The sequence below is a fragment of the Microbulbifer mixtoriginis (SeqCode) genome (assembly GCF_052466715.1).
The window spans coordinates 4466692-4491600 of record NZ_CP174288.1 but is presented as its reverse complement, the minus strand read 5'-3'; the positions used below and the strand labels follow the sequence as shown (position 1 = coordinate 4491600).

Sequence of the window (24909 nt, the reverse complement as noted above, 5' to 3'; positions counted from 1 at the left end):
AGGAACTCGATCTGATGTATTTAGGGCTGACGATTAAATGCCGAGACAATATTCAGTCGCAGCGCGTTAAAAGCCGGTAGCAAGCCGGTAATAATTCCCAGCAGTAGCATAAAAAACAGCGCCTGCAGAGCGATATCGCCATCGAGAATCAAGTTGGGCAGGAAACGGGCGAGAAAGGTTTTTATTCCTTCAACTAACAGCCAGGCCGCAGCGAGTCCGGAGAGACCGCCGATAAATGCGACCAACAGGGATTCTGATAGCACCATGCGAAAAATACGTGCGCTGGAAAAGCCCAGGGTTTTGAGTACAGCTATCTCGCCGGTGCGCTCGCGAATTGCCAAGGCCATGGTATTGCCAACCACAATCAGAATGGTGAAAAACGCGGTAAAAACCACCGAGAAAATAATCAAACCGATATTGCCAATTTGCTCGATAAAAGCTTTATTAAAGGATTTTTCCGTACTGGTATCGGTTTCACTTTGCGAATTGGCAAAACTGTCATCAATGGTTTTGGCTACTTTCTCATTGAGAGAGGGATCGTCAGTAGTGAGTGCCATCCACCCTATCCAATCATTGCCAAATGTCTGAGTTTCCATGAAGTATTTATAATGGAATAACATTTGGCGAGTATCGTACTGCTCGGTATCCCCTTTAAAAATTCCTGAGACTACAAACTCCCAGGTATAGCCACCATCTTTATGGGTGAATATATTTGAGGAGATAGGAATCCGGTCACCAATTTTCCAGCCATATATTTGCGCGAGTTTCTCACCTATCAGTGCGCCCTGACGATTGTTAAACCAAGCCTGTTTTTGCTCATCCGGAATCACTATTTCTTCGTAAACGCGTAAATAGGATTCGGGGTCCACTGCCAGCGAGACAATTTGTCTACTTTGTTCCTGATAATAACCGCCAAACCAGTTCAGGTGAGTGACATCTTTTACTCCCTCGACCGCAGCGACTTTTTGGAAATAAGAGATGGGTAGCGATTGGGTGAAATTAATCCGGTTAAAAACTACCAGGCGATTATCAGCGGATAACTCCACACTGGAATTGAGTGCAGATTTCAAACTGGTCACTGCGCCAAAAATTAAAAAAGCGATAAAAATTGCAAAGCAGGTGAGAAATAACCGCAGAGGTTTCCTCGTCATGTTTTTATAAATTAAATAGAGATCGTTCATGCCACTATTTCCCTCTGCACAAATTGTCCCTTGTCGAGATGCAGGGTGCGTTTTGCGTATTTGGCTGCGGCCGGGTCGTGGGTAACCATGACGATGGTCTTGCCGTGATCGCGGTTGAGTAGTTGCAGCATCTCCAGGATTTCATCGGCGGTGGCGCGGTCGAGATCACCGGTGGGCTCGTCACACAGAATGAGTTTAGGATCGGAAACAATTGCGCGGGCGATGGCCACCCGCTGTTGCTGGCCGCCGGACATTTCACTGGACATATGTTTGGCGCGATCGCTCAAGCCCACCAAAGCGAGGGCGGTTTCGACATTTTTGCGGCGTTGTGCCTTGGAGAGCTTGGTCAACAGTAGCGGCAGTTCTACATTGCGTTGGGCATTGAGCATTGGCATCAGGTTGTAGAATTGGAAAATAAAACCAATATTCTGCGCGCGCCAACGGGTTAGGGCGCTCTCATTGAGGGAGTCTATACGGGTGCCATCAAACCAAATTTCCCCGCTGGTGGGTTGATCGACACCGCCGAGCATATTTAACAGAGTGGTTTTTCCGGAGCCGGAAGGCCCCATAATGGCGACAAAATCTCCTCGCTCAATACTCATATTGAGATCGTCAAAAATAGAGATTTTCTCTTTACCTTTGATAAAACTCTTGCCGACATTTTTTAACTGAAACAACACATCTTCAGACATCTGTAATTTCCTTTTTTAATGAATAATTAGAGCCGTAGTCTGTGCCGTTAAAGAGCGACTTCCTCCCCGGCCAGGAAGCCGACCTTCACCCCCATATCCGGTAGGATACGGGCGTCTTTTTGATCGATACCGATACGCACACGCACCGTAGCTTTGGCGCGATCGGCGGTTGGAATAATTGCCACCACCGTGGCGGGAATATCCCACTCCGGGTAGGCGTCTAGATTCGCGTTTACCCTTTGACCAGTGGAGACCCGGCCGATAAATGCCTCATTGACATCCACTTCAATTTCCAGGGAGTTCATATCCACAATGGTACAGATACCGGTGCGGGTGAAACCGCCTCCGGCGGAGCTGGGTGCGACAATTTCTCCGGGCTGAGCATTTTTTTGTGTAACGATTCCCGCAAAGGGCGCGCGTATCGTGTGATCCTCCAAGCGCTCCCGCTGTCGCTCGGCTTCCAGTTTAGCAACCTCAATATTTGCCCGGGCGCTGTTTAAATCGGCTCTCAAACCTTCAACAGTGGCCTCACTCTGGGTGAGTTGTGCTTTGCTGGAGTAGTTTTTTTCACGCAAGCCAGCGAAACGCCGGTACTGACGCTCTGCTTCTTTTAGCTTGGCGAGAATACTGGCTTCCTGGGCTTGCAGTACCTGAATCTGCGCACGGGCAAATGCCAGGCTGACGCGCGCTTTGACGTCGTCGAGGCGGGCTAGCACTTGACCTTCCTGCACCTGCATACCCTCCTCGACATCCACACTGCTGATCAGTCCCATCACTTCTGCTGACACCGTGGCCATGCGTCGAGCGGTGATATATCCGGAGGCATTCAACACCGTTTCCAGACGTGTGCCAGTGGGAAGGGCAGATGGCGTAGTGTGTGTGTTGGCGGGGTTTGGGATTGTGTTAGGGCTTGTGGGTGAGTCTTCGGGCAAGAGGGAGGCGCCAAAAAAACCAACTAGCAGGCCGACGACTGCACCGGTGGAAGCCGCCAGCAGGGTTTTTTGGGACGATGACGGTAAATCATTGGGAGCCGTATCCCGGTCAATTTTCAACTGACCGAGCAGCTCACTGGTGTTTCTGCTCATACAGCCATGTTCTTATTGATTACTTCCTGTAAAGAACAACTGTGGCAGAAACTAAAAAATATTGCTATTCGATCTGACTTGCGGCGTTGGCGTCAAATTAGTGGCGCCAAAAGGCGGGAGTTAAGAGCACCAGTAGGGTGAAAATTTCCAGGCGTCCCATCAGCATGGCGAGGATCAGAAACCACTTGGCCACCTCATTGACTGAACCGTAGTGAGATGCGGCTTCACCCAGAGCCGGGCCGATATTACTCAGGCAGGAGGCCACCGTTGTCACAGAGGTGACGAAATCTTCGCCGGTGGCAATCACAATAATCGAGAGAATAAAAAACGACAGCACATAGACGGCAAAAAAGCCCCACACAGCATCGGTTACCCGATCGGGTACGATCTTGCGGTTAATCTTAATGGGTATCACCGCATTGGAGTGCACCAGGCGATTCAATTCGCGCATACCGGATTTCATGATCAACATGCCGCGCACCGCTTTGATACCACCGGAGGTAGAGCCGGCACAGGCGCCAAGAATACCCAGAAGAAGCAATGCGTAGGGAAGGAATACCGGCCAGGCGGAAAAGTTTTCAGAGGCAAAGCCGGCAGTGGTACTGATAGAAACCACCTGGAAGAAACCGTGTAGCAGACTGTTGCCTGGTGAGAAGATATTCAGAATCCAGAGATAACAGCTGATCAACAGGCCGGCCCCCAAAATCAGCATTACATAGAAACGAAATTCGGAATCGCGCCAGTAGTGCTTGAGGGTTTTATTGCGGAAGGCGTAAAAGTGCAGGCCAAAGTTAATTGCCGCGGTGAACATGAAAATAATGCAGATCACCATAATGGCCCGGTTGTGAGCGTAGAAGCCCATACTGGCATCGTGTGTGGAAAAGCCGCCGTTAGCCACGGTAGAGAAGGCGTGTCCCACGGCATCGAACACGGTCATGCCCGCCCACCAGTAACCGATGCCGCACAGAATGGTCAGGATTACATAAATTACGATCAGTGCCCGCGCCGTCTCGGCGATGCGCGGTGTCAGCTTGGTATCTTTCACTGGGCCGGGTATTTCCGCCTTGTACAGCTGCATACCACCGATGCCAAGCATGGGCAGGATTGCCAGTGCAATAACAATTACGCCGATACCACCAAACCACTGTAGCTGCTGGCGGTAGTAGAGGATGGCTGGAGGCAAGGAGTCCAGGCCGGTAATTACGGTGGCGCCAGTGGTGGTGAGCCCGGAAATCGATTCAAAAATAGAATCGGTAATACTCAGGTCCGGCTGTGGACTGATAATAAACGGCAGGGAGCCAAAGCTGCCGAGGATTAGCCAGAATAGCGAAGTCACCACAAAGCCGTCGCGGGTGCGCAGATCCTGGCGCAGGTCGTGCACCGGCAGCCACATAAACAAGCCGGTCACCAGAGTGATCACAAAGGCAATAACGAAGGCGTTGTGGGTATGGTCCTCATACCACAGGGACACGGCGATCGGTGGCAGCAGTGTCAGGCTGAACACAGTGAGGAGAATTCCGAAAACTCGCGCAATTACCGCAATTCGCATTGGCGCCTGTCAGCCTGTTATCTGTTGTTACTTTATATATATGGACGGCGGAGTTTGTAATCGCCGGACTATTCAATAAAAAATATGATTTAGAAAAAGCCGAAGCCAACCTGGAACAACTGCTCCACATGGCGTGTTTGGCGGCGATCCACCAGGAATACAATCACGTGATCGTCGCTTTGCACAATTACATCGTCGTGCGCCATCAAAACTTCGCTGCCATTTTCTGTTTCGCGCACTATGGCACCGATGGAGGCGCCCTCGGGCAGATCGATATCCTCGATTTTCTTTCCCACCACCTTGGAGGTGCGCTCGTCGCCGTGGGCGACAACTTCGATCGCCTCGGCGGCACCGCGACGCAGGGAGTGCACATTAACCATATCGCCGCGGCGCACATGGGTGAGCAGGCTGCCGATAGTATTTTGCTGGGGCGAAATGGCAATATCGATTTCACCGCCTTGAACCAGGTCCACGTAGGCACGGTTGTTGATCAGGGTCATCACCTTGCGCGCGCCCAGGCGTTTGGCCAGTAGCGATGACATGATGTTAGCTTCGTCATCGTTGGTGAGTGCGAGGAAAACATCGGTGTCCTCAATATTTTCTTCCAGCAACAGCTCCTGGTCCGAGGCGCTGCCGTGCAAGATAATGGTGTGAGACAGCTCCTCGGATAAAAATACGCAGCGTTCATGGCTGCGCTCAATAATTTTAACCGAGTAGCGGTTTTCCAATTTGGTTGCGAGCCGCAGGCCAATATTGCCACCACCGGCAATTACCACGCGCTTATAACCGTGTTCCAGGCGGCGCAACTCGCTCATTACCGCACGGATATCGGCGCGTGCGGCGATAAAAAATACCTCGTCGCCGGCCTCGAGCACCGTGTCCCCCTGGGGAATGATCGGCCGGTTGCGCCGGTAGATGGCCGCCACACGGGTATCCACCTTGGGCATGTGCTCGCGCAGATAGCGCAGCTGATGGCCTACCAGAGGGCCGCCCTGAACTGCCAATACAGTGACCAGCTGCACGCGACCACCGGCGAAATCCAGCACCTGTAGCGCGCCAGGGTGTTCCATCAGGCGTGCGATATATTCGGAGACCAGCTGCTCGGGGCTGATCAAAACGTCGATGGGTATCGCCTGGTTGTCGAATAACTCGGGGTACTGCAGATAGGAAGAGGCGCGCACGCGCGCGATCTTGGTGGGCACACGGAACAATGAATGGGCAATCTGGCAGGCTGCCATATTGGTTTCATCGTTATTGGTTACCGCCACCAGAATATCGGCATCCTCAATGCCGGCATTCATCAGCACGTCGGGATGGGAGGCGTGGCCGTTAACCACGCCAATATCAATGCGATCACGCAACTCGCGCAGAGTTTTTTCGTCGCTGTCCACCAGCACAATATCATTGCGCTCGGAGGCCAGAGCCTCCGCCAGTGAGCCGCCCACCTGGCCGGCGCCGAGAATGACAATTTTCATATCGGATGAGACTCGCGGCTAGCGCTGCTGTTATTCGGCCTTGCTGAGCAGAGCGTAGTAGAAACCGTCGCCGCCACCGTTATGGGGTAACAGTTGCATTCCAGCAACTTGTTTTTCACCCCAGGACTTACCGTGCAGCAGTTGCGGAGTATTGTCGCTCGCATCGTCGGTCTCCGCAACGAAGGCGGCGACAACTTCACTATTTTCGGCCGGTAACACTGAACAGGTGGCGTATAGCAGACTGCCACCGGGTTTAAGCAGTGCCCAGGTGGCGCGCAGAATTTCCGCCTGCAGCCTGGCCAACTCGGCGATATCCTCGGCACGGCGCAGCAGTTTGATATCCGGGTTGCGGCGAATCACCCCGGTGGCAGAGCAGGGTGCATCGAGCAGAATACGGTCGTACTGCTGTCCATCCCACCAGGCATCCGGCGCAGCCGCATCGGCGCAAATTAACTGTGCGGAGAGGCCGCAACGTTCGAGGTTTTCCTGCACCCGATCGAGTCGCTCCTCCTCGATATCCAGGGCACTCAATTCTATAGCGGGCTGCTGCTCCAATAGATGGCAGCTTTTGCCTCCCGGCGCGGCACAGGCATCCAGCACCCGCTCGCCTTCACAGGGTGCCAGCAGTTGCGCTGCCAGCTGGGCGGATTCATCTTGCACACTCACCAGGCCCTCGGCAAAACCGGGCAGAATTCCCACAGGTACTGCTTCGAGCAGGGTGATGCCAACCGGAGAGAGGGTACAGGCCTCGGCGGACAGGCCGGTCTCGTCGAGCTGCTGCAGGTAATCCTCGCGGGAAATGCGCGCGCTGTTGACCCTCAAGGTCATGGGGGGATTGGTATTGTTAGCGCGAAAAATCTCCGACGCTTGCACTGGCCAGGCGGCTTTGATCGCCTGTTGCATCCAGGCGGGGTGCATAGAGCTGAACTGGGGGTTGCCGGACAATTTTCGCTGCAAACGCTCGCGTTCGCGTAAAGCGTTGCGCAGTACGCCGTTGATCAGGCCAGTGGCGCGATCCAACTTGAGACTGCGGGCGGCATTGACCGTGGCAGAGATAGCAGCGTGATCGGGGATGCGGGTGTATTCCAGTTGATACAGGCCCAGCAGGATCAGTGCGCTCACCAGGCTATCGCTGGGGGTTTTGCGCAGTAGCTTGGTAGCGATCAGTTGCAGGCGCGGGGCAGTGCGGGCACTGCCGTAGCACAGCTCGCGCAGCAGGGCGCGGTCGCGCTCCTCAACCTTGTCTTCGGCTTTAGGTAACAGGCGTGCCAGTGAACCTTGCGCTTCCAGTAGTGCGGCCACCACTCGGGCTGCTTCGGCGCGTACATCTCTACTCATAGTGATCCCAATTGTGTGCCGGGAGTGAACAGCGCCCGGTAGCCTTTCAAAATTTCCGCTGTGGGCAGCGCTTTTTTACCGGGTAGCTGAAGTACTTGCAGACGCAGGGCTTCGCGACCACAGGCCACCAGAATACCCTCGTCATCGCTGGCTAGAATGGTGCCGGGCGTATCGCTGTGACAGCCGCGTTCCAGGCTGGCGCTGTAGATACGCAGGCGTTGTTCGCCTTTACTTTCGCTATAGGTAGTCCAACACACCGGGAAGGGATTGAAGGCGCGGATCTGGCGCTGCAGTTCTTGCGCCGGGCGCTGCCAGTCGATGCGCGCTTCCTCTTTGCTGATTTTATTAGCGTAATTGGCTGTAGCATCATCTTGAGTCACCGGCTTGGCGACGCCTGAGGCCAGCTGCGCTAGGGCTTCAATCAGAGCCGGGCCGCCGAGTTCGGCAAGCTTGTCGTGTAGGCTGCCTCCCGTATCTCTCTCAGTAATGTCACAGCGGCGCTCCACCAGTACCGGACCCGTATCAAGCCCGGCTTCCATTTGCATGATTGCCACACCGCTGTGGCTGTCTCCCGCCTCGACGGCGCGCTGAATGGGAGCGGCGCCGCGCCAGCGCGGTAGCAGGGAGGCGTGTACGTTGATACAGCCCAGTCGCGGGGTGTCCAGCACTGCTTGCGGCAGGATCAGTCCATAGGCCACCACCACCATGATATCGGCGCCGAGTGCCGCCAGCTCTTCCTGAGCTGCCTGGTCGCGCAGGCTCTGAGGTTGATAAACGGGGATATCGTGGGAGAGGGCCAGCTGCTTGACCGGGCTGGCCAGTAGTTTCTTACCGCGCCCCGCCGGCCTGTCCGGTTGGGTGTAAACGGCGATGACAGTGTGGTCGCTGTCGAGCAGCGCCTGCAGGTGCACGGCGGCAAAGTCCGGCGTGCCGGCAAAAATGATATTCACTGGCGGATTCTCAGATCGAGGGGTGGAGATGGCGCCGGGCCAGCCGGCGGCCAGTTTTTATAGATCAGGCGCGTCGGCGCTGGGACTTTTCCAGCTTGGAGCGAATGCGGTTGCGCTTGAGTGGGGAGATGTAATCCACGAACAGTTTGCCATCCAGGTGGTCAACTTCGTGCTGGATACACACTGCCAGCAGCCCCTCTGCCTCTATGGCAAAAGGTTCGCCGTTGCGATCCAGCGCCTTGACTCGCACCCTGCGCGGGCGTTCTACCGTCTCGTAGAAACCGGGTACCGACAGGCAACCCTCGTCGTACTGGTGGATCTCCGGGTCCAGTACTTCGATCTCAGGGTTGATAAATCCGTACGGCTCGCTGCTGTCTTCGGAAATATCCACCACCACGACGCGCTCATGCACATTGACCTGGGTGGCGGCGAGGCCTATGCCAGGTGCGGCGTACATGGTTTCGAACATGTCGTCCAGCAGTTGACGGTGCGCGTCGGTAACTTCTGCGACGGGTTTGGCGATCTCACGCAGGCGCGGATCGGGAAATTCCAGTATCTCGAGTTTAGCCATAACACCTGTGACAAACTTCTAGTATTCGTTGAACGTGCGCTGATAACATTATGATCGCGCTCAATATTTACCGAGTGGACCCCGATTTTCGCTGGCGCCTTGCGCCCGGGGCCGGCCACATTTCCTGTAGAAGGGTGGTTCGGCGCTGAGAATTATAGCGATAAAGAGCATAGGAATGCTTCCATGAAAAAAATAATCCTGGCCGCCGTCTCGATGTTGGCGGTCGCCCTTGGCACCCAAGCGCAGGATCAGGTGCGCCTGAACCCCAGCCATCCGGATGCCTATGTTGTGCAAAAGGGCGATACCCTCTGGGATATCTCCAGTGAATTTCTGGTACAGCCCTGGTATTGGCCGGAGATCTGGCAAGTAAACCCCCAGGTTGAAAACCCCCACTTGATCTACCCCGGCGACAGCCTGCGCCTGGTGTATGTGGATGGCCAGCCGCAACTGCAGCTGCAGCGCGGCCCACGGGCTTATCAATTGTCCCCCGGTGTTAATGGTAACCGCTTAACGCCGCAGATCCGCCGTGAGGCGGTGGAGGATGCGATTCCGGCGATTCCCCTCGATGCCATCAATGCCTTCCTCTCGCGCACCCGTATCGTCGAGCCCAATGCCTTCGAGGGTGCGCCCTATATTGTGTCCGGCTCCGATAACCACATTTTGATGGGGGCCGGCGATACCATCTACGCACGCGGTGATTTTGAAGTGCCCCTGGCCTCCTACGGTCTCTACCGCCCGGGCCCGGTGTATGTGGACCCCGTTAGCAATGAGACTCTGGGACGCCAGGCTCTTGGGATAGGTGAAGTGGATTTGCTACAGCTGGACCCGGATAACCGCCCTGGATTTTCCGTCGCCACCCTGGGCGTGGCCAGCACCGCCCGCGAGATCCGTCTCGAGGATCATTTGATGCCGGTGGAAGAGCGCTCTATCGATGCACTCTTTCACCCCAGTGCCCCGGCCGTGACAGTGAATGGCTTGATTGTTGGTGTCGATGAGGGTGTGACTCAGATTGGTAAATTCGACGTAGTTATCCTCAACCTGGGTGAGCGCGATGGCATAGTGCCTGGCAATGTGATGGCAGTTTATAAGCGCGGTTCTTTAGTGCGCGATCGTATCGCCGGAGACAGCGTGAAGCTGCCCGATGAGCGCGCTGGTGAGATGATGGTTTTCCGCACTTTTGAAAAGATGAGCCTGGCGCTTATTCTCGAAGCGGATCGCCCCTTGGCGGTGATGGACTCGGTGCGCAACCCCTAAATAAGTATTGAAATCGAGCGGCGCCTCTTGCTGTTTGGAGCGCCGTAAATCTGAATACAACCCTTCCTGTAAAACAGACAAAATGGTGAGCCCGCATGGATGCGTTGACCGCCAGCATGGCCCTGCTGCGTTTAGAGGGCCTGGGGCCCGCCCGCTACTGGCAGCTGCTAGAGCATTTTGGCAGCCCCGATCGGGCCCTACTGCAATTCCCCCCAACTTTGTTGAGCAAACTACCGCCGCGGGCCCAATCCCAGTGGCGTGACTGTTGTCGTCTTGGCCTGCAGAGCGAATTGTTGGAGTGGGTGGCAGCCGAGCGCGCCCGCTGTGCACAAATCGGCGTGCAGCTGCTGTACCACGGTGATGCAGGTTTCCCGAATTTGCTCGCAGAGATCTCGCGACCACCGCCAATACTCTATGTGCGGGGCGAAGCTGCTGCTCTCACCTTGCCCCAAATCGCTATTGTTGGTGCGCGTCGCGCCACGACTTCTGGCCTGGATAACGCTCGCAGTTTTGCCATGGAGCTCGCCGGATCCGGTTTTGCCATCACCTCGGGGCTAGCACTGGGGGTGGATGCGGCCGCGCACCAGGGTGCTTTGCGGGGACAGGGAGCCACGATTGCGGTGTTGGGCAGCGGTGTCGACTCCGTCTATCCGCGTCAGAACCGCGCCTTGGCGGAAGAAATCCTGAGCGCGGGTGGCGCCATTGTCAGTGAACTGCCACTCGGCAGTAGCGCTGAGGCGAAAAACTTCCCGCGTCGCAACCGGATTATCAGTGGGCTCTCTATGGGAGTGCTGCTAGTGGAGGCTGCGATGCGATCGGGGTCGCTAATCACTGCGCGGCTGGCGTTGGAGCAAAATCGAGAGGTTTTCGCTATCCCCGGCTCCATCCACAACCCGATGGCCAGGGGTTGTCACCACCTGATTCGCGAGGGGGCAACTTTGGTGGAGACCAGCGCAGATATCGCTGGGCAATTGGGGGGGCTGTTAGCGGAGCCCGCGGATAGTGAGCCCCTAAGCAATACCCCGCTGGATAATCAGCAGCTGTCAGTGTTATTAGCCCTGCAGGGAGGGCCTCGCAGTATCGAGCAGTTGGCCGTGGATACTGGGGAGCCGGCGGGTGAACTGATGGCGCTGCTATTGCAAATGGAGTTGCTAGAGCTATTGGAGCAGCTGCCCGGTGGTTATCAATTGACGGCTCAGGGAGCTGCCTGTTGTCTCCAGAAAGAAGGCGTGGCCACCTGAATCCTCCCCTGAAGGACCAGCCGCCAAGCGATTCGCGAAGTCAAAGCGCTGCGTTAATACTCTGTGGACTCGAACACAGGAGGCAAGTCATGGCGAATAATTCCAAGCTCACCACGGATGCTGGCGCACCCATCGCGGATAACCAAAATAGCCTTAGCGCCGGACCACGTGGCCCCCTATTGATGCAGGATTATCAACTGCTGGAGAAGCTCGCTCATCAAAACCGTGAGCGGATTCCCGAACGTACGGTACATGCCAAGGGCTGGGGAGCTTACGGTACTCTGCGGATTAGCGGAGATATTGCCAAGTACACCTGCGCCAAGGTATTGCAGCCCGGTGCTGAAACACCAATGATAGCCCGCTTCTCCACTGTAGCCGGAGAGTTGGGGGCGGCGGATGCCGAGCGCGATGTGCGCGGCTTTGCCCTCAAATTTTATACAGAAGACGGCAACTGGGATCTGGTGGGCAATAACACCCCGGTCTTCTTCGTGCGCGATCCCTATAAGTTTCCCGATTTTATCCACACGCAAAAACGTCATCCCCGCACGCATTTACGCTCCCCTACAGCCATGTGGGATTTTTGGTCGCTATCTCCAGAGAGTCTGCACCAAGTTACGATCCTGTTTTCAGATCGCGGCCTGCCAATTTCACCTATGCATATGAATGGTTACGGCTCCCACACCTACTCTCTGTGGAACAGTGGCGGCGAGCGCTTCTGGGTGAAGTTCCACTTCAAGACCCGCCAGGGGCACAAATTTCATACCGATGCCGAAGCGGAGTCAGTAATTGGCCGCACTCGCGAGAGTTATCAGGAAGCCCTGTTTGGTGCGATTGAGAAGGGTGACTATCCCAAGTGGAGTCTACAGCTACAAGTAATGCCCGAGGCCGATGCTGCCAAGACAAATTACAACCCTTTCGATCTCACCAAAGTGTGGCCACATGGGGATTACCCGCTGATTGAGATTGGCGAAATGGAGTTGAATCGCAACCCCGATGATTATTTTGCCGAACTGGAACAGGCAGCCTTCTCTCCCTCAAACGTAGTACCGGGCATTAGTTTCTCCCCGGATAAAATGCTACAGGCGCGAGTGTTTTCCTATGCCGATGCCCATCGCCACCGTTTGGGTACTCACTATGAGAGTCTTCCTGTAAATGCACCTCAATGCCCAGTGCATAACTACTATCGAGACGGCGAGATGAATACCAGCGGGATTCGCACAGGCAATCCCGATGCCTATTACGAACCCAACAGTTTCAACGGCCCGCAGCAAGACCCCAGTGCCAAGGAGCCGCCACTAAAGCTTTCCGGTGCTGCCGATCGCTACGATCATCGCGAGGGCAACGATGATTACGGCCAAGTGCGGGCGCTTTTCAATCTTTTTGATGACGCCGAAAAACAGAGACTCTTTGGCAATATTGCCAGAGCTATGGCCGGAGTACCGGATGAGATAGTACAGCGACAGTTGGTACTTTTTTCTCAGGTCGACTCTAGTTATGCTGAGGGCGTAGAGTTATTTTTAGGAAAAAAATGAAAATACTTTCTATTTCGTAAAGCTTTAATTACCTGACAGTTATGGTAAAAATGTATTTCTTACTTTAAAAAATAAGAAGATGAGCTTATGGATTGGCTGATAAAAAAAATAACTACCCTCTCATTTTTCACTGTTTGGCTGTCAGCTTGTTCAGTTCAACCATCTATTATTGATTTGTTACCACCTCCAGAGTTTTCTAAAAAGCAGCTTTTATCTGGTTCTATTTTAATTGGAGAGCCTGTAAAAATTAATGATCTGCCAGAAGTTGATATTTTGGCAATAAATTCCGAAATGGAAATGTTTTTAGACGAAATAAAAGGTAAAGACGATACTGATCGGTTAAATAATCTCTTACTAAAATTGCAGGAAATTAATTTCTCTCTCTTTTATGAAGCTAATGCTACTTTAAGTGCTTCTGAAGTGTTTTTAGAACAGAGGGGTAACTGTATGGCCTTTAGTGCCTTTATGGTTGCCATGGTTAGGGAACTCGGAATAGAAATAAACTTTAATCAGGTATTTATTCCAGAAACTCGATACTTGGAGGATCAGCAGACCTATGTTTATCAACACATCAATACTATTTCAGACCTAGGAAGTAAAAAACAGGTTTTGGATTTTAATTTTATTGACTACGAGTCAGATTATCATGGGGAGGTGTTAGATGACTCGGAAGCATTTTCTAAATTCTATAGTAATTTATCAGTAGACTTCCTTTCAGATAGGAACTTCAAACAGGCCTTTCTCTATATTCGTAAGGCATTATTATTGTCGCCTGACTCCTCAAATCTATGGAGTAATCTAGGTGCAATTTATCGATCTGCAGGCTACCGAAATCTGGCGATCAGCACTTACAAAGTCTCTCTAGAGCTGGACAGCCATAATATGGTTGCACTGAATAACATGGAAAGGGCGCTCAGGGAGAGGGGGGATTTGGAGTCGGCCCAGGTTCTCTCTAAACAGTTACAAAGCTACCGTGAACAAAACCCTTACTACTGGTATGCCAGTGCTCAGGCAGCTTACTCGAAAAAAGATTACGTCTCGGCAATCCGAAACATTAAGAATGCAATTTCACTAGAAAAAAACGATCATCGCTTTCATTACCTTCTGGGGCTTGTGCGATTCAAGTCTGGGAGTCGAGGTTATCGTAAGAATTTTCAGCAGGCATTAGTTCTGTCAGAGACAAGGTATGATCGAACACATTATAAGAAAAAATTTGATGCTCTGGGAATAGAGAATATTGAGCCAGTAACTCGTAATAAAGAATATAGACGCCCATTTTCTCGATGGGAATGGTGGTATCAAGATACTTAAATTAAGACGCAATATTGCAAGATATGATGCTATTTGTACCATAAGCACAAAGTTGCCTCTGTTTTGAATTGCTGAGGGCAACATCTTGTGCGCGGCTGCGCAATCCGCTAGATTTTGGCGCTTATCCCTACTTTGACAGTTGAGAGAGTTGAAATGAGCAAGCCTTTTGTAGCGATCCTGATGGGGGCCGGCCCCGATCTGCCAGTTATGAAAGCCGCCTTCGGTGTACAGGAGAAGTTAGACATCCAGCAGTGCGAAGCGAAGTAGCAGCGATACTGTCATGAGGTACTCTCCGCTTGCTGTACAGAAGGCTGCCCGTGCTCTTGCGGCGGGCGGTGTTATCGCGCACCCCACCGAGTCCGTGTGGGGCCTCGCCTGTGATCCAAATAATCTGCAGGCCGTAAGGCGCCTGCTGCGCCTGAAGAACCGCCCACTGGAAAAGGGCCTGATCCTGGTTTCCGGTGAGGAGGAAAGTTTTAGTCAGCTGCTCGACCCACTCAGCGCTGAGCAGCGCGAAAAGATGCGGGAAACCTGGCCCGGACCCGTGACTTGGCTGGTGCCCCATCGTGACAGCATACCCTATTGGGTCTGTGGCGCCCATCCCGCAGTGGCCCTGCGTCACACCGACCACTCTTTTACCGCTGCGTTAACAAGGGCTTTTGGCGGTGCTATCGTATCCACTTCTGCCAATCCGGCGGGGTGTCAACCTGCCCGGCACAAGTACCAGGTACTTCGCTATTTTGGTGATGCCCTCGACTTTGTCGGCGGTGGTTCCACTGGGGGCCGAAATTCCCCTAGTGAGATTCGCGACCTGCTCAGCGGAGAGCAGTTGCGGGCGGGCGGATGAATTCTTTAAAACGAGTTAGTGTTTCCCAATGAGTGATATTGATACCAAGGAAGTAAAGGGCTACCTGCTGGATCTACAGGATCGAATCTGCAGCGCGCTGGGTAGCGAGGACGGCCTGGAGTTTCACGAAGACGCCTGGGAGAGGCCCGGCGGCGGGGGCGGTAGAACCCGGGTGTTGGAAGAGGGAAATTTAATCGAGAAAGGTGGGGTCAATTTCTCGCACGTCTATGGTGACGGCCTGCCGCCCTCTGCCACGGCCAGCCGCCCAGAGTTGGCTGGCTGCTCTTTCGAAGCGATGGGGGTTTCTTTGGTGATCCACCCGCGCAACCCCTATGTACCCACAAGTCATGCCAACGTGCGCCTGTTCGTGGCCAAAAAGCCTGGCGCCGAGCCGATCTGGTGGTTTGGTGGGGGCTATGACCTCACTCCTTACTACGGTTTCGAAGAGGATGTGGTGCATTGGCACAATACTGCAAAGAACGCCTGTGCGCCCTTTGGTGAAGAGATCTATCCGCGCTTCAAGCAGTGGTGTGACAAGTATTTTTACCTGAAGCATCGCGATGAGGCCCGCGGAGTAGGCGGCCTTTTCTTCGATGATTTTAACGAAGGTGGTTTTGAAAACGCCTTTGCCCTAACTCGCGCCGTGGGTGATAGTTATTTGGATGCTTACCTGCCCATTATTCAAAAGCGCAAGGATACGTCTTACGGCGAACGCGAGCGGGATTTCCAGCTTTACCGCCGCGGCCGTTATGTGGAATTTAACCTGGTATTCGATCGCGGCACCTTGTTTGGCCTGCAGAGCGGTGGGCGCACCGAATCTATCCTTATGTCATTGCCCTCGCTGGTGAGTTGGAAATACGACTGGCACCCAGAAGCAGGTTCGGCGGAGGAAAAACTCTACACGGATTTTCTGCCGCATAGGGACTGGGTATAACCCCAGATCAGGCACTACGGAGGTTCGCTGTGCAACAAACGCGATTGGAAGCCATCAACTCGCTATTTTTGGATTACAGGCGTCACTTTGAGACCGGGGATGCGGAACAGATAGCGGACTATTACCGTTTTCCTCTGCATTATTACCGTGAAGATGGCAACAAATTGGCGGTAGATCGCGGCGCCTTCGTGCAGCAGGTTGAGAAGCTGCTCAACGCTTATAAGCGCCTGGAGGTATGCCAGATACTCGGCACTGTCACTGAAATCATCGAATTGAATGATTACAGCAGCTTGGCCAGTGTACGCTGGACCCTGTTACATCACAGAGAAGAAGACGATAAGACCCTCGAACTCTACAGTTCACACACACGTTACCTGCTCACAGATACCGAGCAGGGCCTTAAAGTCGACGCTTTAGTACTCGTCGATGAAAGTGCCAAGATCCGCGAGGCGGCCAGGGCGCGCAAGAGGGCCCAGTCGTGAGTGACCGCTATGCAGTGGTAGGCAATCCCGTCGACCACTCCCTGTCTCCACAAATTCACACCGCCTTTGCCGCCCAGACCGGTGAGGACCTGGTATACGAAAAGCTACTCGCCCCTCTCGATCGTTTTACTGAGTCGGCACAAACCTTTTTTGCCGAGGGTGGGCGCGGCCTCAATGTGACAGTGCCATTTAAGCTTGAAGCTTGCGAGCTGGCTGATGCGCTTACCGAGCGCGCGGCCGCTGCCGGTGCGGTGAACACCCTGGTATACGGAGAGAGTGGAAATCTGCTGGGCGACAATACCGATGGCGCCGGCTTGGTTTCAGATATTCGCAACAATCTGGGTTGGACAATTCAGGACAAGCGGGTGTTACTTCTGGGGGCCGGTGGCGCCGCCCGCGGAGCCCTGCTGCCGCTGCTGGCTGAGCACCCCTCACAGCTACATATCGCTAATCGCACCGCCGCTAAAGCCTGTCAGCTGGCAGATGAGTTTTCCCACTATGGGGCTATGACTGCAGGCGGACTGGATCAGCTGTGTGGAGGTTTTGATCTGGTTATCAATGCCAGTTCGGCGAGCCTGAGTAACCAGTTGCTGTCCCTGCCTGATCACCTTTTTACAAGCACTGGTCGGGCCTATGACATGGTCTACGGTGCAAAGCCGACGCCTTTTGTAAACTGGGCCCGTGAACTGGGGGTTGAAGCAGCCGATGGTCTCGGCATGTTGGTGGGACAGGCCGCGGAAGCCTTCTATTTATGGCGCGGGGTGAAGCCTCGTGTTGAGCCGGTGTTGGCGCAGTTGCGGCGAACACAAACAGCCAGATTAATTCGGCTGAAGTTATAACAACAAAAATTAAGAGGATGCTGGCTGTGCGCGAGTGGTTGCGTAATCTCTCTATGTGCTTTGCGGTGGGTTGTTTCGGCGGCCTTTGTTATGCCCTGGGTCTGTGGGCTATGGGCAGCTACGGGTTTACCCGCTGGTTGGGGGTAGACTTGGCACCGCACCTCAGTAACGCTTATTTATACCAGCGTATCGTTTGGGGCGGGCTCTGCGGTCTGTTGTTCTTGCTCCCCTGGCGCAATGCTTGGCTATTGCGCGGTGCTTTATTATCACTGCTACCTGCCGCTTTCCTGCTGTTCTACCTCCTGCCCCAGCGTGGCTATGACTATGGCGCTTTTGTGCTGGGAACTATGACTCCACTAGTGATCGTTCTCGCCTGTGCTATTGGCGGTATTGCCGCATCCGCGCTGCTGCGACTACAGGGTAAGTAAAGTAACTGAGGCCAGTTAGGCACCGCCGCAAGTGACTGCGGCGGCTGCTCCGATCAGGCCTCAAACTCAATTTCGATAAGGCTACAGCTCTGGGTGTGGCCCATAGCTCTCTTGATGGTGGGATATACAGAGGCGGTGGCGACGCTGACGCCCAGCTCGATTCGCTGTTTTTTATCCAGCTGCTCAGAGATACGCTGGTCTAACAACGGATCAATGTTTTTGTAACTGGCCAGCGCAGTGGCAAAGTCAAAAATATCCTTGAGAGGCTCCGGTAAATTACTGCCGCCCTGAATGCAGGCCTTTACCAGTTGCGGAGCGACATTGGCTTCCAACGCCATGCGCACATTCAATTGCAGGCAGGCACCGCAGTCCGCCACCTGCATGGCGGCCAGTTTGCTCACCCAAAAAACCTCCAGCGGTAAGAATTCCCGGTGCATCGACAGGGGCTGGAACTGTACAAATTTTTCAAAGCCCTCTGGAGACGAGCGTAAAAACTCTTTTAGATACTCCATGTCGTAGCGATATTTCTTGGAGAAGGCATCCATTTCTTGCAGCTGCTGCTGTTCTGTCATCTCTATGGCTCCTATTGCCGGTGATAGAAAGTCGGACCTCCTCGGTCCTGCAGCCAAGTTTTATCGGTATTGCTGTTAGATAAAAATTAATAGCTATCGGATTTCTCGATAGGTGGACTGTAATAATTACCGTATAAACGCCGAGCTTCCCGGGCGAACCAAAGGCCGGCTTTGCCTTGAGCTGTTTTTGCCGACCACAACAGGTCGACATCCAGGCTCCAGGCGCTCAGTGCGCTGGTGAGTTTCAGCTCCACCAGTTTTCCACTCTTCAGGAAAGGGCGAGCCAGCTCATAAGGCGCGTTGACCCAGCCTATGCCTTTGCAGGCCAGATCCAGGGCCTGTAGCAGGGAATCGCAGACCCAGACCTGCGACGAGAGCTGCCAGCGTTGTTGGCCCTCCTCCATGGCTGCGATTATTTGCCGGTGGCGCGCGGCCTCACGCAGAGAGCTAGGCTGCTGATGCGCCAGTGGATGGTCCGGTGTGGCCAGGCAGAGAATTTGTTGGCGTCCGAGTGTGTTGAACTCTAGTGCGCCCGGGTAGCTGCCGCCGCTTGTCACAAACGCAAAATCGGCTTCGCCTTTGGCGATACTTTGCACTGCCTGATGATGACTGGAACTGCGCAGTTGCAGCTGGGTGTGGGCAAAACGCTGGCTGAAGCTTGCCAGTACATCGTTGAGGCGATCGGGCATCACCAACTCCTCAAACAGGATACGCAGCAAGGGTTCCTCGCCGCGCTGGTAGGAGTCCGCGGCCTGCTGAAAACGCTGCAGCTGCCCCAGCGCTTGGCGGGCAAGCGGCAACAGGGCCATGGCCGCAGCTGTGGGGTGTGGGAATTTTCCGCTACGGTCGAAAAGGGCGAGTCCCAGGTCCAGCTCAAGATTCTGAATACAGGCACTTACCGAGGATTGAGCACGCCCCTGTTCGCGGGCAACAGCGGAGAAAGAGTCCAGCTCGCAGGCGCGTACAAAAGTATGCAATTGATCAGTATTCAGATTGAGCATGAGTGTCGAATCGCCCGGCGATGAGTTATTCAATATCCTGGCGCAGATATTGATCCTTCAGATTCACATAATTTTGCGCAGAGTAGCTAAAAAACGCCTTTTCCTTATCGGATAACGGGCGGGCTTTGCGGCAAGGGGAACCCACATAGAGATAACCGCTCTCCAAGGTTTTGCCTGGTGGTACCAACGCGCCGGCTGCTAAAACGACCTCGTCTTCTATAACCGCACCGTCGAGTACTATGGCGCCGATACCGATCAAAATCCGGTTGCCGATGCTACAGCCATGCAGGCAGGCCTTGTGGCCAATTGTGACGTCTTCGCCGATTGTCAGTGGCCACCCCTCGGGATTAAACGGCCCCGCATGCGTGATATGTAATACTGCACCGTCTTGGACACTGGTGCGGGCACCTATCTGAATTCGATGCATATCCCCGCGTACCACCGCCATGGGCCATACGGAGCAATCATCACCCAGAGTGACATCGCCAATCACAGCTGACTGTGGGTCAACAAAAACACGATGGCCAAGTTGCGGGGATTTCTCGCTCGCAGAATCGTTGTGGCTGCGCAGTGGGGACATAAAGAAGCTCCTGTACAATGAATCCTCTATCATAGCTGTATCCTATTTCGAGCACAGGGTCCCGTATGTCCAATCCATTGTTGAATATCCCTCTTCTGCCACCGTTCACCCAGCTGCAGCCCGAGCAGGTTGAGCCTGCAATTGCAAAACTCATCGGAGACTGCCAAGGGCAGTTACAAAGAGGCTTAGAGAACCCTGGCTGGGAGAGCACCTTGCAGCCACTTGAACAGGTTCAGGATCAACTCAACCGGGCCTTCTCTCCGATCAGTCATCTCAACAGTGTACTGAGTGGTGAATGGAGAGCGCCCTATGAAGCGGCGCTTGCTCAGGTAACTGCCTATTGGACTGAGCAGGGGCAAAACCGCGAATTGTACGAGGTGTATCAACAGCTGGCGGCCTCGCCGGAATTTGTGAGCTGGCCGCAGCCGCAAAAGAAATCTGTAGAGTTGGGTTTACGGGATTTCGAATTAAGTGGGGTCGGCCTGGAGGGTGAAGCTCGGGAGCGCTTTGCAGCCAATAGCAAGCGCCTGGCTGAACTTTCCAGCCAGCTCGCCAACAATGTTTTGGATGCTACCAATGCCTGGACCTGGCATACGGAAGATGAGGCAGATTTAACTGGCTTGCCGGAAACCGCTATAGCGGCGGCGAAAAGTGCAGCAAACACAAAAGGCAAAAGTGGTTGGTTGATCACCCTAGAGGGTCCGAGCTATTTGGCGGTAATGACTCATGCGGAGAACCGAGAGTTGCGCCGGTTGGTGCATACCGCATTTGTGAGCCGTGCCTCTGAGGTTGGGCCCAACGCTGGAGAGTTCGACAATTCAGAAGTGATGGAATCTATCTTGGCACTTCGCGCAGAGCAGGCCCAGCTATTGGGAATGGCTAATTACGCCGAGTTGTCTCTGGCTAGTAAAATGGCGCCAGATTGCGAAGGCGTATTGGAGTTTCTCAATGACCTGGCGAAGAGAGCCAAGCCCGCAGCTGAGCGGGAAATGGCTGAATTACGCGTATTTGCCAGCGAAGAGTATAAGTTAGAAGAGCTTCAACCTTGGGATATTGCTTGGGTTGCGGAAAAACTCAAGCAGCAGCGTTATGCCATTAGCCAGGAAGAGCTGCGCCCTTACTTCCCTTATGCCAAGGTTCTGGAAGGTTTATTCGCCGTAGTGGAAAAGCTCTTTGGAGTTGCTGTTCAGGAAGACACTTCAGTGGAAACCTGGCATAAAGATGTACAGTTTTTCTGGCTTTATCGCAATGGTGAACGTATTGCGGGTTTTTATCTGGATGCCTTCGCGCGAGAGAAAAAGCGTGGGGGTGCCTGGATGGATACTGTTGCCACACGTCGTCAAGGTGAAGAGGGCTTGCAGCTGCCCATCGCTTATTTGGTGTGTAACTTTAGCCCCGCAGCGGGAGATATGCCCTCTCTGCTAACACATTACGAAGTCACTACCTTGTTTCACGAGTTTGGCCATGGCCTGCATCACATGCTAACGCAAATTGCTATAGCGGCGGTTTCGGGTATCAATGGTGTGGCCTGGGATGCGGTAGAAATGCCTAGCCAGTTCCTGGAAAATTGGTGTTGGCAACCTGAGGCGATCGCCATGATCTCTTCTCATTACCAAACTGGAGAGCCGTTGCCTGCAGAATTACTAGAAAAAATGCTTGCGGCAAAGAATTTCCAGTCCGCTATGTTCACTGTGCGACAACTGGAGTTTGCAATTTTTGATTTTCGACTTCACGCCAGTGAAGAAGTGATGGATACGCAGAAAATTCAGCAGCTAATGTCAGAGGTACGCACCGAGGTGGCTGTAGTTCCCGTGGCTAAGGAAAATCGCTTCCAGCATGGTTTTAGCCATATTTTTGCCGGTGGCTACGCTGCAGGATATTACAGCTATAAGTGGGCAGAGGTACTCTCAGCAGACGCATTTTCACTATTTGAAGAAAAGGGTATTTTTGACAGTGCTACTGGCGAGAGTTTTTTGCATTCTATCCTCGAACAGGGTGGCAGCCGGGATGCTTTAGACCTGTTTGTAGAATTCCGAGGTAGAAGACCCGATGTTGATGCACTATTGCGTCACTCAGGTATTGAGCAGCTTGAATTAAATATCAGCCCGGCCTGAAAAGGCCGTTAAGTCATGCATGTTGAGCAGTAACTATGGTCGATCAGGAAAATTCCGGTGGGCATTCCAAAAAATCCAAAAAACGATTTATTGCTGGCGCTGTTTGCCCACGCTGTAGCGAGATGGATCGTATAGTCAATTACCAGGAGGATGGAAAAAATTTTCGTGAGTGTGTTTCCTGCGGATTTAAAGATGAAATACGCCTGCAGTCCGCGCCTTCTGAGCTATTAACCCGGGTTAGTACTGGGCAGAGAAAAGAGGCGAGTGAAGAACCGGTAAAATTTATTCAACCTACCAAAAAAAATAAGTAGTGAAAAAGGCAATTGTAGTTATAGCCGTGCTTGCCATTGCAATTATTGCTGGCTTGTACGGCCTAAATCATTATCGAAAAATTCAGAAACAGCAACTGGAGCAGACCTCACATCTATTGGCCAGTTGCGTCAACCAAGGACTTCTCAGCCTATTTCGTTTACAGGCAAATGATTGGCACAAGAATCCAGGCTTTGTTCTGCAACAGCAGCGATCACTTAATGAGAGTGTCGAAGGCCTACCGGAAAAGATTTTAGAGGGAAAATCCTTTAAGAAATGGGAGTATGCTGTCGATATCTGTAATAAATTAACAAGAAATAGCAATTTACAACATATTACTATTTTCAGACCGCTTGCCGACCTCGCTTCATTTGAAATGTCAGATGCTGCTACGTTTAAAAGTAGAAAGTCACTGAGAAAACGTAAGAAAACTATTGGTGCACTGAGAGAGTCAGCACAGGCAGCGGATAGATACCTGAAAGATTTACGCAGTGATATAAGTACTCAGATGAAAGTTTATAGATTTTCTGATGAAGAAAAAGAATTTATTCAAAAACAAATAAACACAGAAGTTCTGGACTATTATCAGAAAGGAGATTTTTCACTTAATAATGCCAATGTATATCTTGAAAGATTATCAAACTTTTATAAGTTGATGGCCGAAAATCCGAAAGCTTACACTGTGCGTAGTGGCAGTCTTTATTTTTATGATCGCTCTCTAAGAAGCAAAATTGATATTTTGAATCGAGCAATTTTACAAGGAGAAAGCGAGTTCTTTTCCAACTACACTCAGATTTTGGTCAGTAAGCAGATAAGAGCTTTGGGGTTTTAAAAAATTGTGAGCGGGTATTAATGCATTATTGTTCCCGCTCAATATTTGTCATCCTGAGATTATTGTTTTTATTTCCTGAAACCATGAGTTTCATAGATCAACAAAACTTCGGAAAAATTTTTAGACATTGATTTCTAATGGTTTTCAATCTAATCAATTGTTGTACATCATCTCCGATATAAATTCAGTATCATACTACTCTATTCTGTATTCAGCTGAATAATTTAGCTTATTACAAGCCAGAAACCCTCTAAAACTTAATATATAAAAGTATTAAATTATTTCTTAATCCATGTGTCGGTTACAGTGTAGTATCGAAAGTAAGCAACAAGCCCTAAAGATCGTGCGCCAATCCACAAAAAAAGACTAAACCATATGCCATGGTTTCCCCAATCTCGAGTTAACCACCAGCTTGGGAAAAAAATTAGAATAGTAGCTATAAACATAGTATTGCGCATTTGTCGGCTTTTTCCGGCGCCAATAAAAACACCATCAAGTTGGTAACTCCATACGGCTAATAGCGGCAGAGCGCAAAGCCACCAATAAACGTTATTTACTTGCTGGATCACACTAGAGAGATCTGTAAACAACTTTATTATTATTGGCTGACAAAATATCAACAATAGAGTAATAAAGAGTGCACTTCCTAAAGCCCAAATGCCTGCGGCATTAACTATTTCCTGAAATAGTTTTTTTGATTTTTTTCCTATTGATTCACCTACTAATGCCTCAGTTGCATGGGCAAAGCCATCCAGCGCGTAAGAAGTCATCATTAATAGTTGTAATAATATTGCATTGGCTGCAAGGGTGGAGTCTCCTTGGGCGGCCCCTTGAGCAGTAAAGAATGTAAATGTTAATAACAGCAAGCAGGTTCGAATAAATAAATCTGTATTGATTTGCAGTAACTCAAGCCAAGGCTTCCACTCTATCCATGGCTGAAATTGAGGGGTTTGAAGACACTTTTTTAATGCTTTCCAAATTTTAGGATTAACACGCTTAAGTAAAAACAATCCCATCAATAAGGCGAAAGTATCAGCACAAACTGTGGCTATCGCAGCGCCTTTTGCCCCTAAACCAAGACCGAGAATAAAAAGAAAATCCAAAAGTATATTGAGTATATTTGCTGCTAGCAAAATATATAGTGGAGCCCGGCTATCCTGTCGGCCTATAAAGAAACCCAGTATGGCAAAGTTAACTAGTGCAAGAGGAGCACTTATCAGACGAATCTGTAAATAAGCCACTGCATGCGGGCTGGCTGCACTACTGGCATTCATCCAACCAACAATATTGTCTAGCAAAGGATAGGTAATAATCTGAAGTAGTATCCCTAATGCCATTGCCAATAGTATTGCTCTTAGCAACCATTCAACACCACCATCTTGACTGCGTGCAACGACACCAGTGGTGCCCATGCGAAGAAAACCGAAGGCCCAAAGCAGCATTGTCATAACACTTGCGCCAATGGCTACTCCAGAGAGGTAAACGGCCGAAGAAAGGTGACCGAGAATTGCGGTATCTACTGCCCCAAGTAAAGGAACTGAAATATTACTAAGAATCATAGGCCAGGCAAGATTCCAAACCCGACTCATGCTTCTTGAATCAATTGTTAGGTACTTCATAGGGGCTACTTATGATTAATAACTGTAAGAAAAAAAACGTATCAGTTTGGAGTTTTGTCTGATGTATTTTAAGAGGGATTGGTATCGTTTTGGCGCATAAATCATCTGTTACTAAGCTGTCGATTATACCTTATTGTTCAATTTGATGATTGTTGAAGGCAGGATTGGACAGA

At 52.0% G+C, this 24909-nt stretch carries 24 protein-coding genes; 12 read left to right on the top strand and 12 right to left on the bottom strand.

What is annotated here, in order from left to right:
* Nucleotides 1-20: 20 nt before the first annotated feature.
* The 8 genes from ACJJH9_RS19920 to def all read right to left on the bottom strand — a co-directional run bounded on the left by ACJJH9_RS19920 (nt 21) and on the right by def (nt 8841).
* The gene (locus ACJJH9_RS19920) at nt 21-1181 is read right to left on the bottom strand and encodes an ABC transporter permease (protein WP_444888978.1); all 1161 of its coding nucleotides are present in this window, start codon (nt 1179-1181) and stop codon (nt 21-23) included.
* The gene (locus ACJJH9_RS19915; RefSeq protein ID WP_444883271.1) at nt 1178-1873 is read right to left on the bottom strand and encodes an ABC transporter ATP-binding protein; all 696 of its coding nucleotides are present in this window, start codon (nt 1871-1873) and stop codon (nt 1178-1180) included. The genes ACJJH9_RS19920 and ACJJH9_RS19915 overlap by 4 nt, the downstream gene beginning before the upstream one ends.
* A gap of 47 nt (nt 1874-1920) precedes the next feature.
* On the bottom strand, nt 1921-2958 hold the full coding sequence (locus ACJJH9_RS19910) for an efflux RND transporter periplasmic adaptor subunit (protein ID WP_444923785.1): 1038 nt from the start codon (nt 2956-2958) through the stop codon (nt 1921-1923).
* A gap of 97 nt (nt 2959-3055) precedes the next feature.
* Entirely contained in the window at nt 3056-4507 is a 1452-nt protein-coding gene (locus ACJJH9_RS19905) for a TrkH family potassium uptake protein (RefSeq protein ID WP_252083982.1), read from the bottom strand.
* An 89-nt stretch (nt 4508-4596) separates the two neighbouring features.
* The gene (gene trkA, locus ACJJH9_RS19900; RefSeq protein WP_252083983.1) at nt 4597-5982 is read right to left on the bottom strand and encodes a Trk system potassium transporter TrkA; all 1386 of its coding nucleotides are present in this window, start codon (nt 5980-5982) and stop codon (nt 4597-4599) included.
* A 30-nt stretch (nt 5983-6012) separates the two neighbouring features.
* Nucleotides 6013-7320, bottom strand: coding sequence for a 16S rRNA (cytosine(967)-C(5))-methyltransferase RsmB (gene rsmB, locus ACJJH9_RS19895; protein WP_444923784.1), 1308 nt, complete (start codon nt 7318-7320; stop codon nt 6013-6015).
* Nucleotides 7317-8270: a methionyl-tRNA formyltransferase gene (gene fmt, locus ACJJH9_RS19890; protein WP_444923783.1), complete on the bottom strand. Its 954-nt coding sequence runs from the start codon at nt 8268-8270 to the stop codon at nt 7317-7319. The genes rsmB and fmt overlap by 4 nt, the downstream gene beginning before the upstream one ends.
* Before the next feature lie 64 nt (nt 8271-8334).
* Nucleotides 8335-8841 carry a peptide deformylase gene (gene def / locus ACJJH9_RS19885; RefSeq protein ID WP_444887632.1) on the bottom strand — a complete coding sequence of 169 codons (507 nt, stop codon included), beginning with the start codon at nt 8839-8841 and terminating at the stop codon, nt 8335-8337.
* 183 nt (nt 8842-9024) lie between these two features.
* Here def and ACJJH9_RS19880 point away from each other — a divergent pair, with 183 nt between their 5' ends.
* The 9 genes from ACJJH9_RS19880 to ACJJH9_RS19840 all read left to right on the top strand — a co-directional run bounded on the left by ACJJH9_RS19880 (nt 9025) and on the right by ACJJH9_RS19840 (nt 17709).
* Nucleotides 9025-10095, top strand: coding sequence for a LysM peptidoglycan-binding domain-containing protein (locus ACJJH9_RS19880; RefSeq protein WP_444923782.1), 1071 nt, complete (start codon nt 9025-9027; stop codon nt 10093-10095).
* 95 nt (nt 10096-10190) lie between these two features.
* The gene (gene dprA, locus ACJJH9_RS19875; RefSeq protein WP_444883277.1) at nt 10191-11336 is read left to right on the top strand and encodes a DNA-processing protein DprA; all 1146 of its coding nucleotides are present in this window, start codon (nt 10191-10193) and stop codon (nt 11334-11336) included.
* A gap of 89 nt (nt 11337-11425) precedes the next feature.
* Nucleotides 11426-12868 (top strand): catalase, encoded by a 1443-nt coding sequence (locus tag ACJJH9_RS19870; RefSeq protein ID WP_444923781.1) that lies wholly within the window; start codon nt 11426-11428, stop codon nt 12866-12868.
* Between the two features lie 87 nt (nt 12869-12955).
* On the top strand, nt 12956-14179 hold the full coding sequence (locus ACJJH9_RS19865) for a transglutaminase domain-containing protein (RefSeq protein WP_444923780.1): 1224 nt from the start codon (nt 12956-12958) through the stop codon (nt 14177-14179).
* A 280-nt stretch (nt 14180-14459) separates the two neighbouring features.
* On the top strand, nt 14460-15026 hold the full coding sequence (gene tsaC, locus ACJJH9_RS19860; RefSeq protein WP_444923779.1) for an L-threonylcarbamoyladenylate synthase type 1 TsaC: 567 nt from the start codon (nt 14460-14462) through the stop codon (nt 15024-15026).
* A gap of 28 nt (nt 15027-15054) precedes the next feature.
* On the top strand, nt 15055-15960 hold the full coding sequence (gene hemF, locus ACJJH9_RS19855; RefSeq protein ID WP_444923778.1) for an oxygen-dependent coproporphyrinogen oxidase: 906 nt from the start codon (nt 15055-15057) through the stop codon (nt 15958-15960).
* Between the two features lie 29 nt (nt 15961-15989).
* Complete coding sequence (locus ACJJH9_RS19850; protein WP_252083992.1) at nt 15990-16442, top strand: DUF6841 family protein; 453 nt, start codon at nt 15990-15992, stop codon at nt 16440-16442.
* The gene (gene aroE / locus ACJJH9_RS19845; protein ID WP_444923777.1) at nt 16439-17281 is read left to right on the top strand and encodes a shikimate dehydrogenase; all 843 of its coding nucleotides are present in this window, start codon (nt 16439-16441) and stop codon (nt 17279-17281) included. Before ACJJH9_RS19850 ends, aroE begins: the two co-directional genes overlap by 4 nt.
* Nucleotides 17282-17298: 17 nt before the next feature.
* Nucleotides 17299-17709, top strand: coding sequence for a hypothetical protein (locus tag ACJJH9_RS19840; protein WP_252083994.1), 411 nt, complete (start codon nt 17299-17301; stop codon nt 17707-17709).
* 53 nt (nt 17710-17762) lie between these two features.
* Here ACJJH9_RS19840 and ACJJH9_RS19835 read toward each other — a convergent pair whose 3' ends face one another.
* From ACJJH9_RS19835 to ACJJH9_RS19825, 3 genes are all read right to left on the bottom strand, one after another.
* Nucleotides 17763-18281: a hypothetical protein gene (locus ACJJH9_RS19835; protein WP_252083995.1), complete on the bottom strand. Its 519-nt coding sequence runs from the start codon at nt 18279-18281 to the stop codon at nt 17763-17765.
* Nucleotides 18282-18367: 86 nt separating this feature from the next.
* The gene (locus ACJJH9_RS19830) at nt 18368-19282 is read right to left on the bottom strand and encodes a LysR family transcriptional regulator (RefSeq protein WP_444923776.1); all 915 of its coding nucleotides are present in this window, start codon (nt 19280-19282) and stop codon (nt 18368-18370) included.
* 25 nt (nt 19283-19307) lie between these two features.
* The gene (locus ACJJH9_RS19825; RefSeq protein ID WP_444887638.1) at nt 19308-19862 is read right to left on the bottom strand and encodes a gamma carbonic anhydrase family protein; all 555 of its coding nucleotides are present in this window, start codon (nt 19860-19862) and stop codon (nt 19308-19310) included.
* 65 nt (nt 19863-19927) lie between these two features.
* Between ACJJH9_RS19825 and ACJJH9_RS19820 the strand changes: the two genes are divergently transcribed.
* The 3 genes from ACJJH9_RS19820 to ACJJH9_RS19810 are packed head-to-tail and all read left to right on the top strand — an operon-like array spanning nt 19928 to nt 23117.
* A complete protein-coding gene (locus tag ACJJH9_RS19820; RefSeq protein ID WP_444923775.1) occupies nt 19928-21976 on the top strand; it encodes a M3 family metallopeptidase in 2049 nt (682 codons plus the stop codon).
* Between the two features lie 35 nt (nt 21977-22011).
* Nucleotides 22012-22287, top strand: coding sequence for a YheV family putative zinc ribbon protein (locus ACJJH9_RS19815; protein WP_444883286.1), 276 nt, complete (start codon nt 22012-22014; stop codon nt 22285-22287).
* Nucleotides 22287-23117, top strand: coding sequence for a hypothetical protein (locus ACJJH9_RS19810; RefSeq protein ID WP_444923774.1), 831 nt, complete (start codon nt 22287-22289; stop codon nt 23115-23117). The genes ACJJH9_RS19815 and ACJJH9_RS19810 overlap by 1 nt, the downstream gene beginning before the upstream one ends.
* A gap of 278 nt (nt 23118-23395) precedes the next feature.
* Here ACJJH9_RS19810 and ACJJH9_RS19805 read toward each other — a convergent pair whose 3' ends face one another.
* A complete protein-coding gene (locus ACJJH9_RS19805) occupies nt 23396-24736 on the bottom strand; it encodes an MATE family efflux transporter (protein WP_444883288.1) in 1341 nt (446 codons plus the stop codon).
* Nucleotides 24737-24909 lie beyond the last annotated feature (173 nt).

Bases quoted from the DNA above. Each gene is read 5' to 3' on its own strand.
- ACJJH9_RS19815 (WP_444883286.1), top strand. From the start codon at position 22,012: ATGGTCGATCAGGAAAATTCCGGTGGGCATTCCAAAAAATCCAAAAAA.
- hemF (WP_444923778.1), top strand. From the start codon at position 15,055: ATGAGTGATATTGATACCAAGGAAGTAAAGGGCTACCTGCTGGATCTA.
- rsmB (WP_444923784.1), bottom strand. From the start codon at position 7,320: ATGAGTAGAGATGTACGCGCCGAAGCAGCCCGAGTGGTGGCCGCACTA.
- ACJJH9_RS19865 (WP_444923780.1), top strand. From the start codon at position 12,956: ATGGATTGGCTGATAAAAAAAATAACTACCCTCTCATTTTTCACTGTT.
- def (WP_444887632.1), bottom strand. From the start codon at position 8,841: ATGGCTAAACTCGAGATACTGGAATTTCCCGATCCGCGCCTGCGTGAG.
- trkA (WP_252083983.1), bottom strand. From the start codon at position 5,982: ATGAAAATTGTCATTCTCGGCGCCGGCCAGGTGGGCGGCTCACTGGCG.
- ACJJH9_RS19880 (WP_444923782.1), top strand. From the start codon at position 9,025: ATGAAAAAAATAATCCTGGCCGCCGTCTCGATGTTGGCGGTCGCCCTT.
- ACJJH9_RS19805 (WP_444883288.1), bottom strand. From the start codon at position 24,736: ATGAAGTACCTAACAATTGATTCAAGAAGCATGAGTCGGGTTTGGAAT.
- ACJJH9_RS19825 (WP_444887638.1), bottom strand. From the start codon at position 19,862: ATGTCCCCACTGCGCAGCCACAACGATTCTGCGAGCGAGAAATCCCCG.
- ACJJH9_RS19840 (WP_252083994.1), top strand. From the start codon at position 17,299: ATGCTGGCTGTGCGCGAGTGGTTGCGTAATCTCTCTATGTGCTTTGCG.
- tsaC (WP_444923779.1), top strand. From the start codon at position 14,460: ATGAGGTACTCTCCGCTTGCTGTACAGAAGGCTGCCCGTGCTCTTGCG.
- ACJJH9_RS19870 (WP_444923781.1), top strand. From the start codon at position 11,426: ATGGCGAATAATTCCAAGCTCACCACGGATGCTGGCGCACCCATCGCG.
- ACJJH9_RS19835 (WP_252083995.1), bottom strand. From the start codon at position 18,281: ATGACAGAACAGCAGCAGCTGCAAGAAATGGATGCCTTCTCCAAGAAA.
- ACJJH9_RS19830 (WP_444923776.1), bottom strand. From the start codon at position 19,282: ATGCTCAATCTGAATACTGATCAATTGCATACTTTTGTACGCGCCTGC.
- ACJJH9_RS19920 (WP_444888978.1), bottom strand. From the start codon at position 1,181: ATGAACGATCTCTATTTAATTTATAAAAACATGACGAGGAAACCTCTG.
- ACJJH9_RS19905 (WP_252083982.1), bottom strand. From the start codon at position 4,507: ATGCGAATTGCGGTAATTGCGCGAGTTTTCGGAATTCTCCTCACTGTG.
- ACJJH9_RS19820 (WP_444923775.1), top strand. From the start codon at position 19,928: ATGTCCAATCCATTGTTGAATATCCCTCTTCTGCCACCGTTCACCCAG.
- ACJJH9_RS19915 (WP_444883271.1), bottom strand. From the start codon at position 1,873: ATGTCTGAAGATGTGTTGTTTCAGTTAAAAAATGTCGGCAAGAGTTTT.
- dprA (WP_444883277.1), top strand. From the start codon at position 10,191: ATGGATGCGTTGACCGCCAGCATGGCCCTGCTGCGTTTAGAGGGCCTG.
- ACJJH9_RS19910 (WP_444923785.1), bottom strand. From the start codon at position 2,958: ATGAGCAGAAACACCAGTGAGCTGCTCGGTCAGTTGAAAATTGACCGG.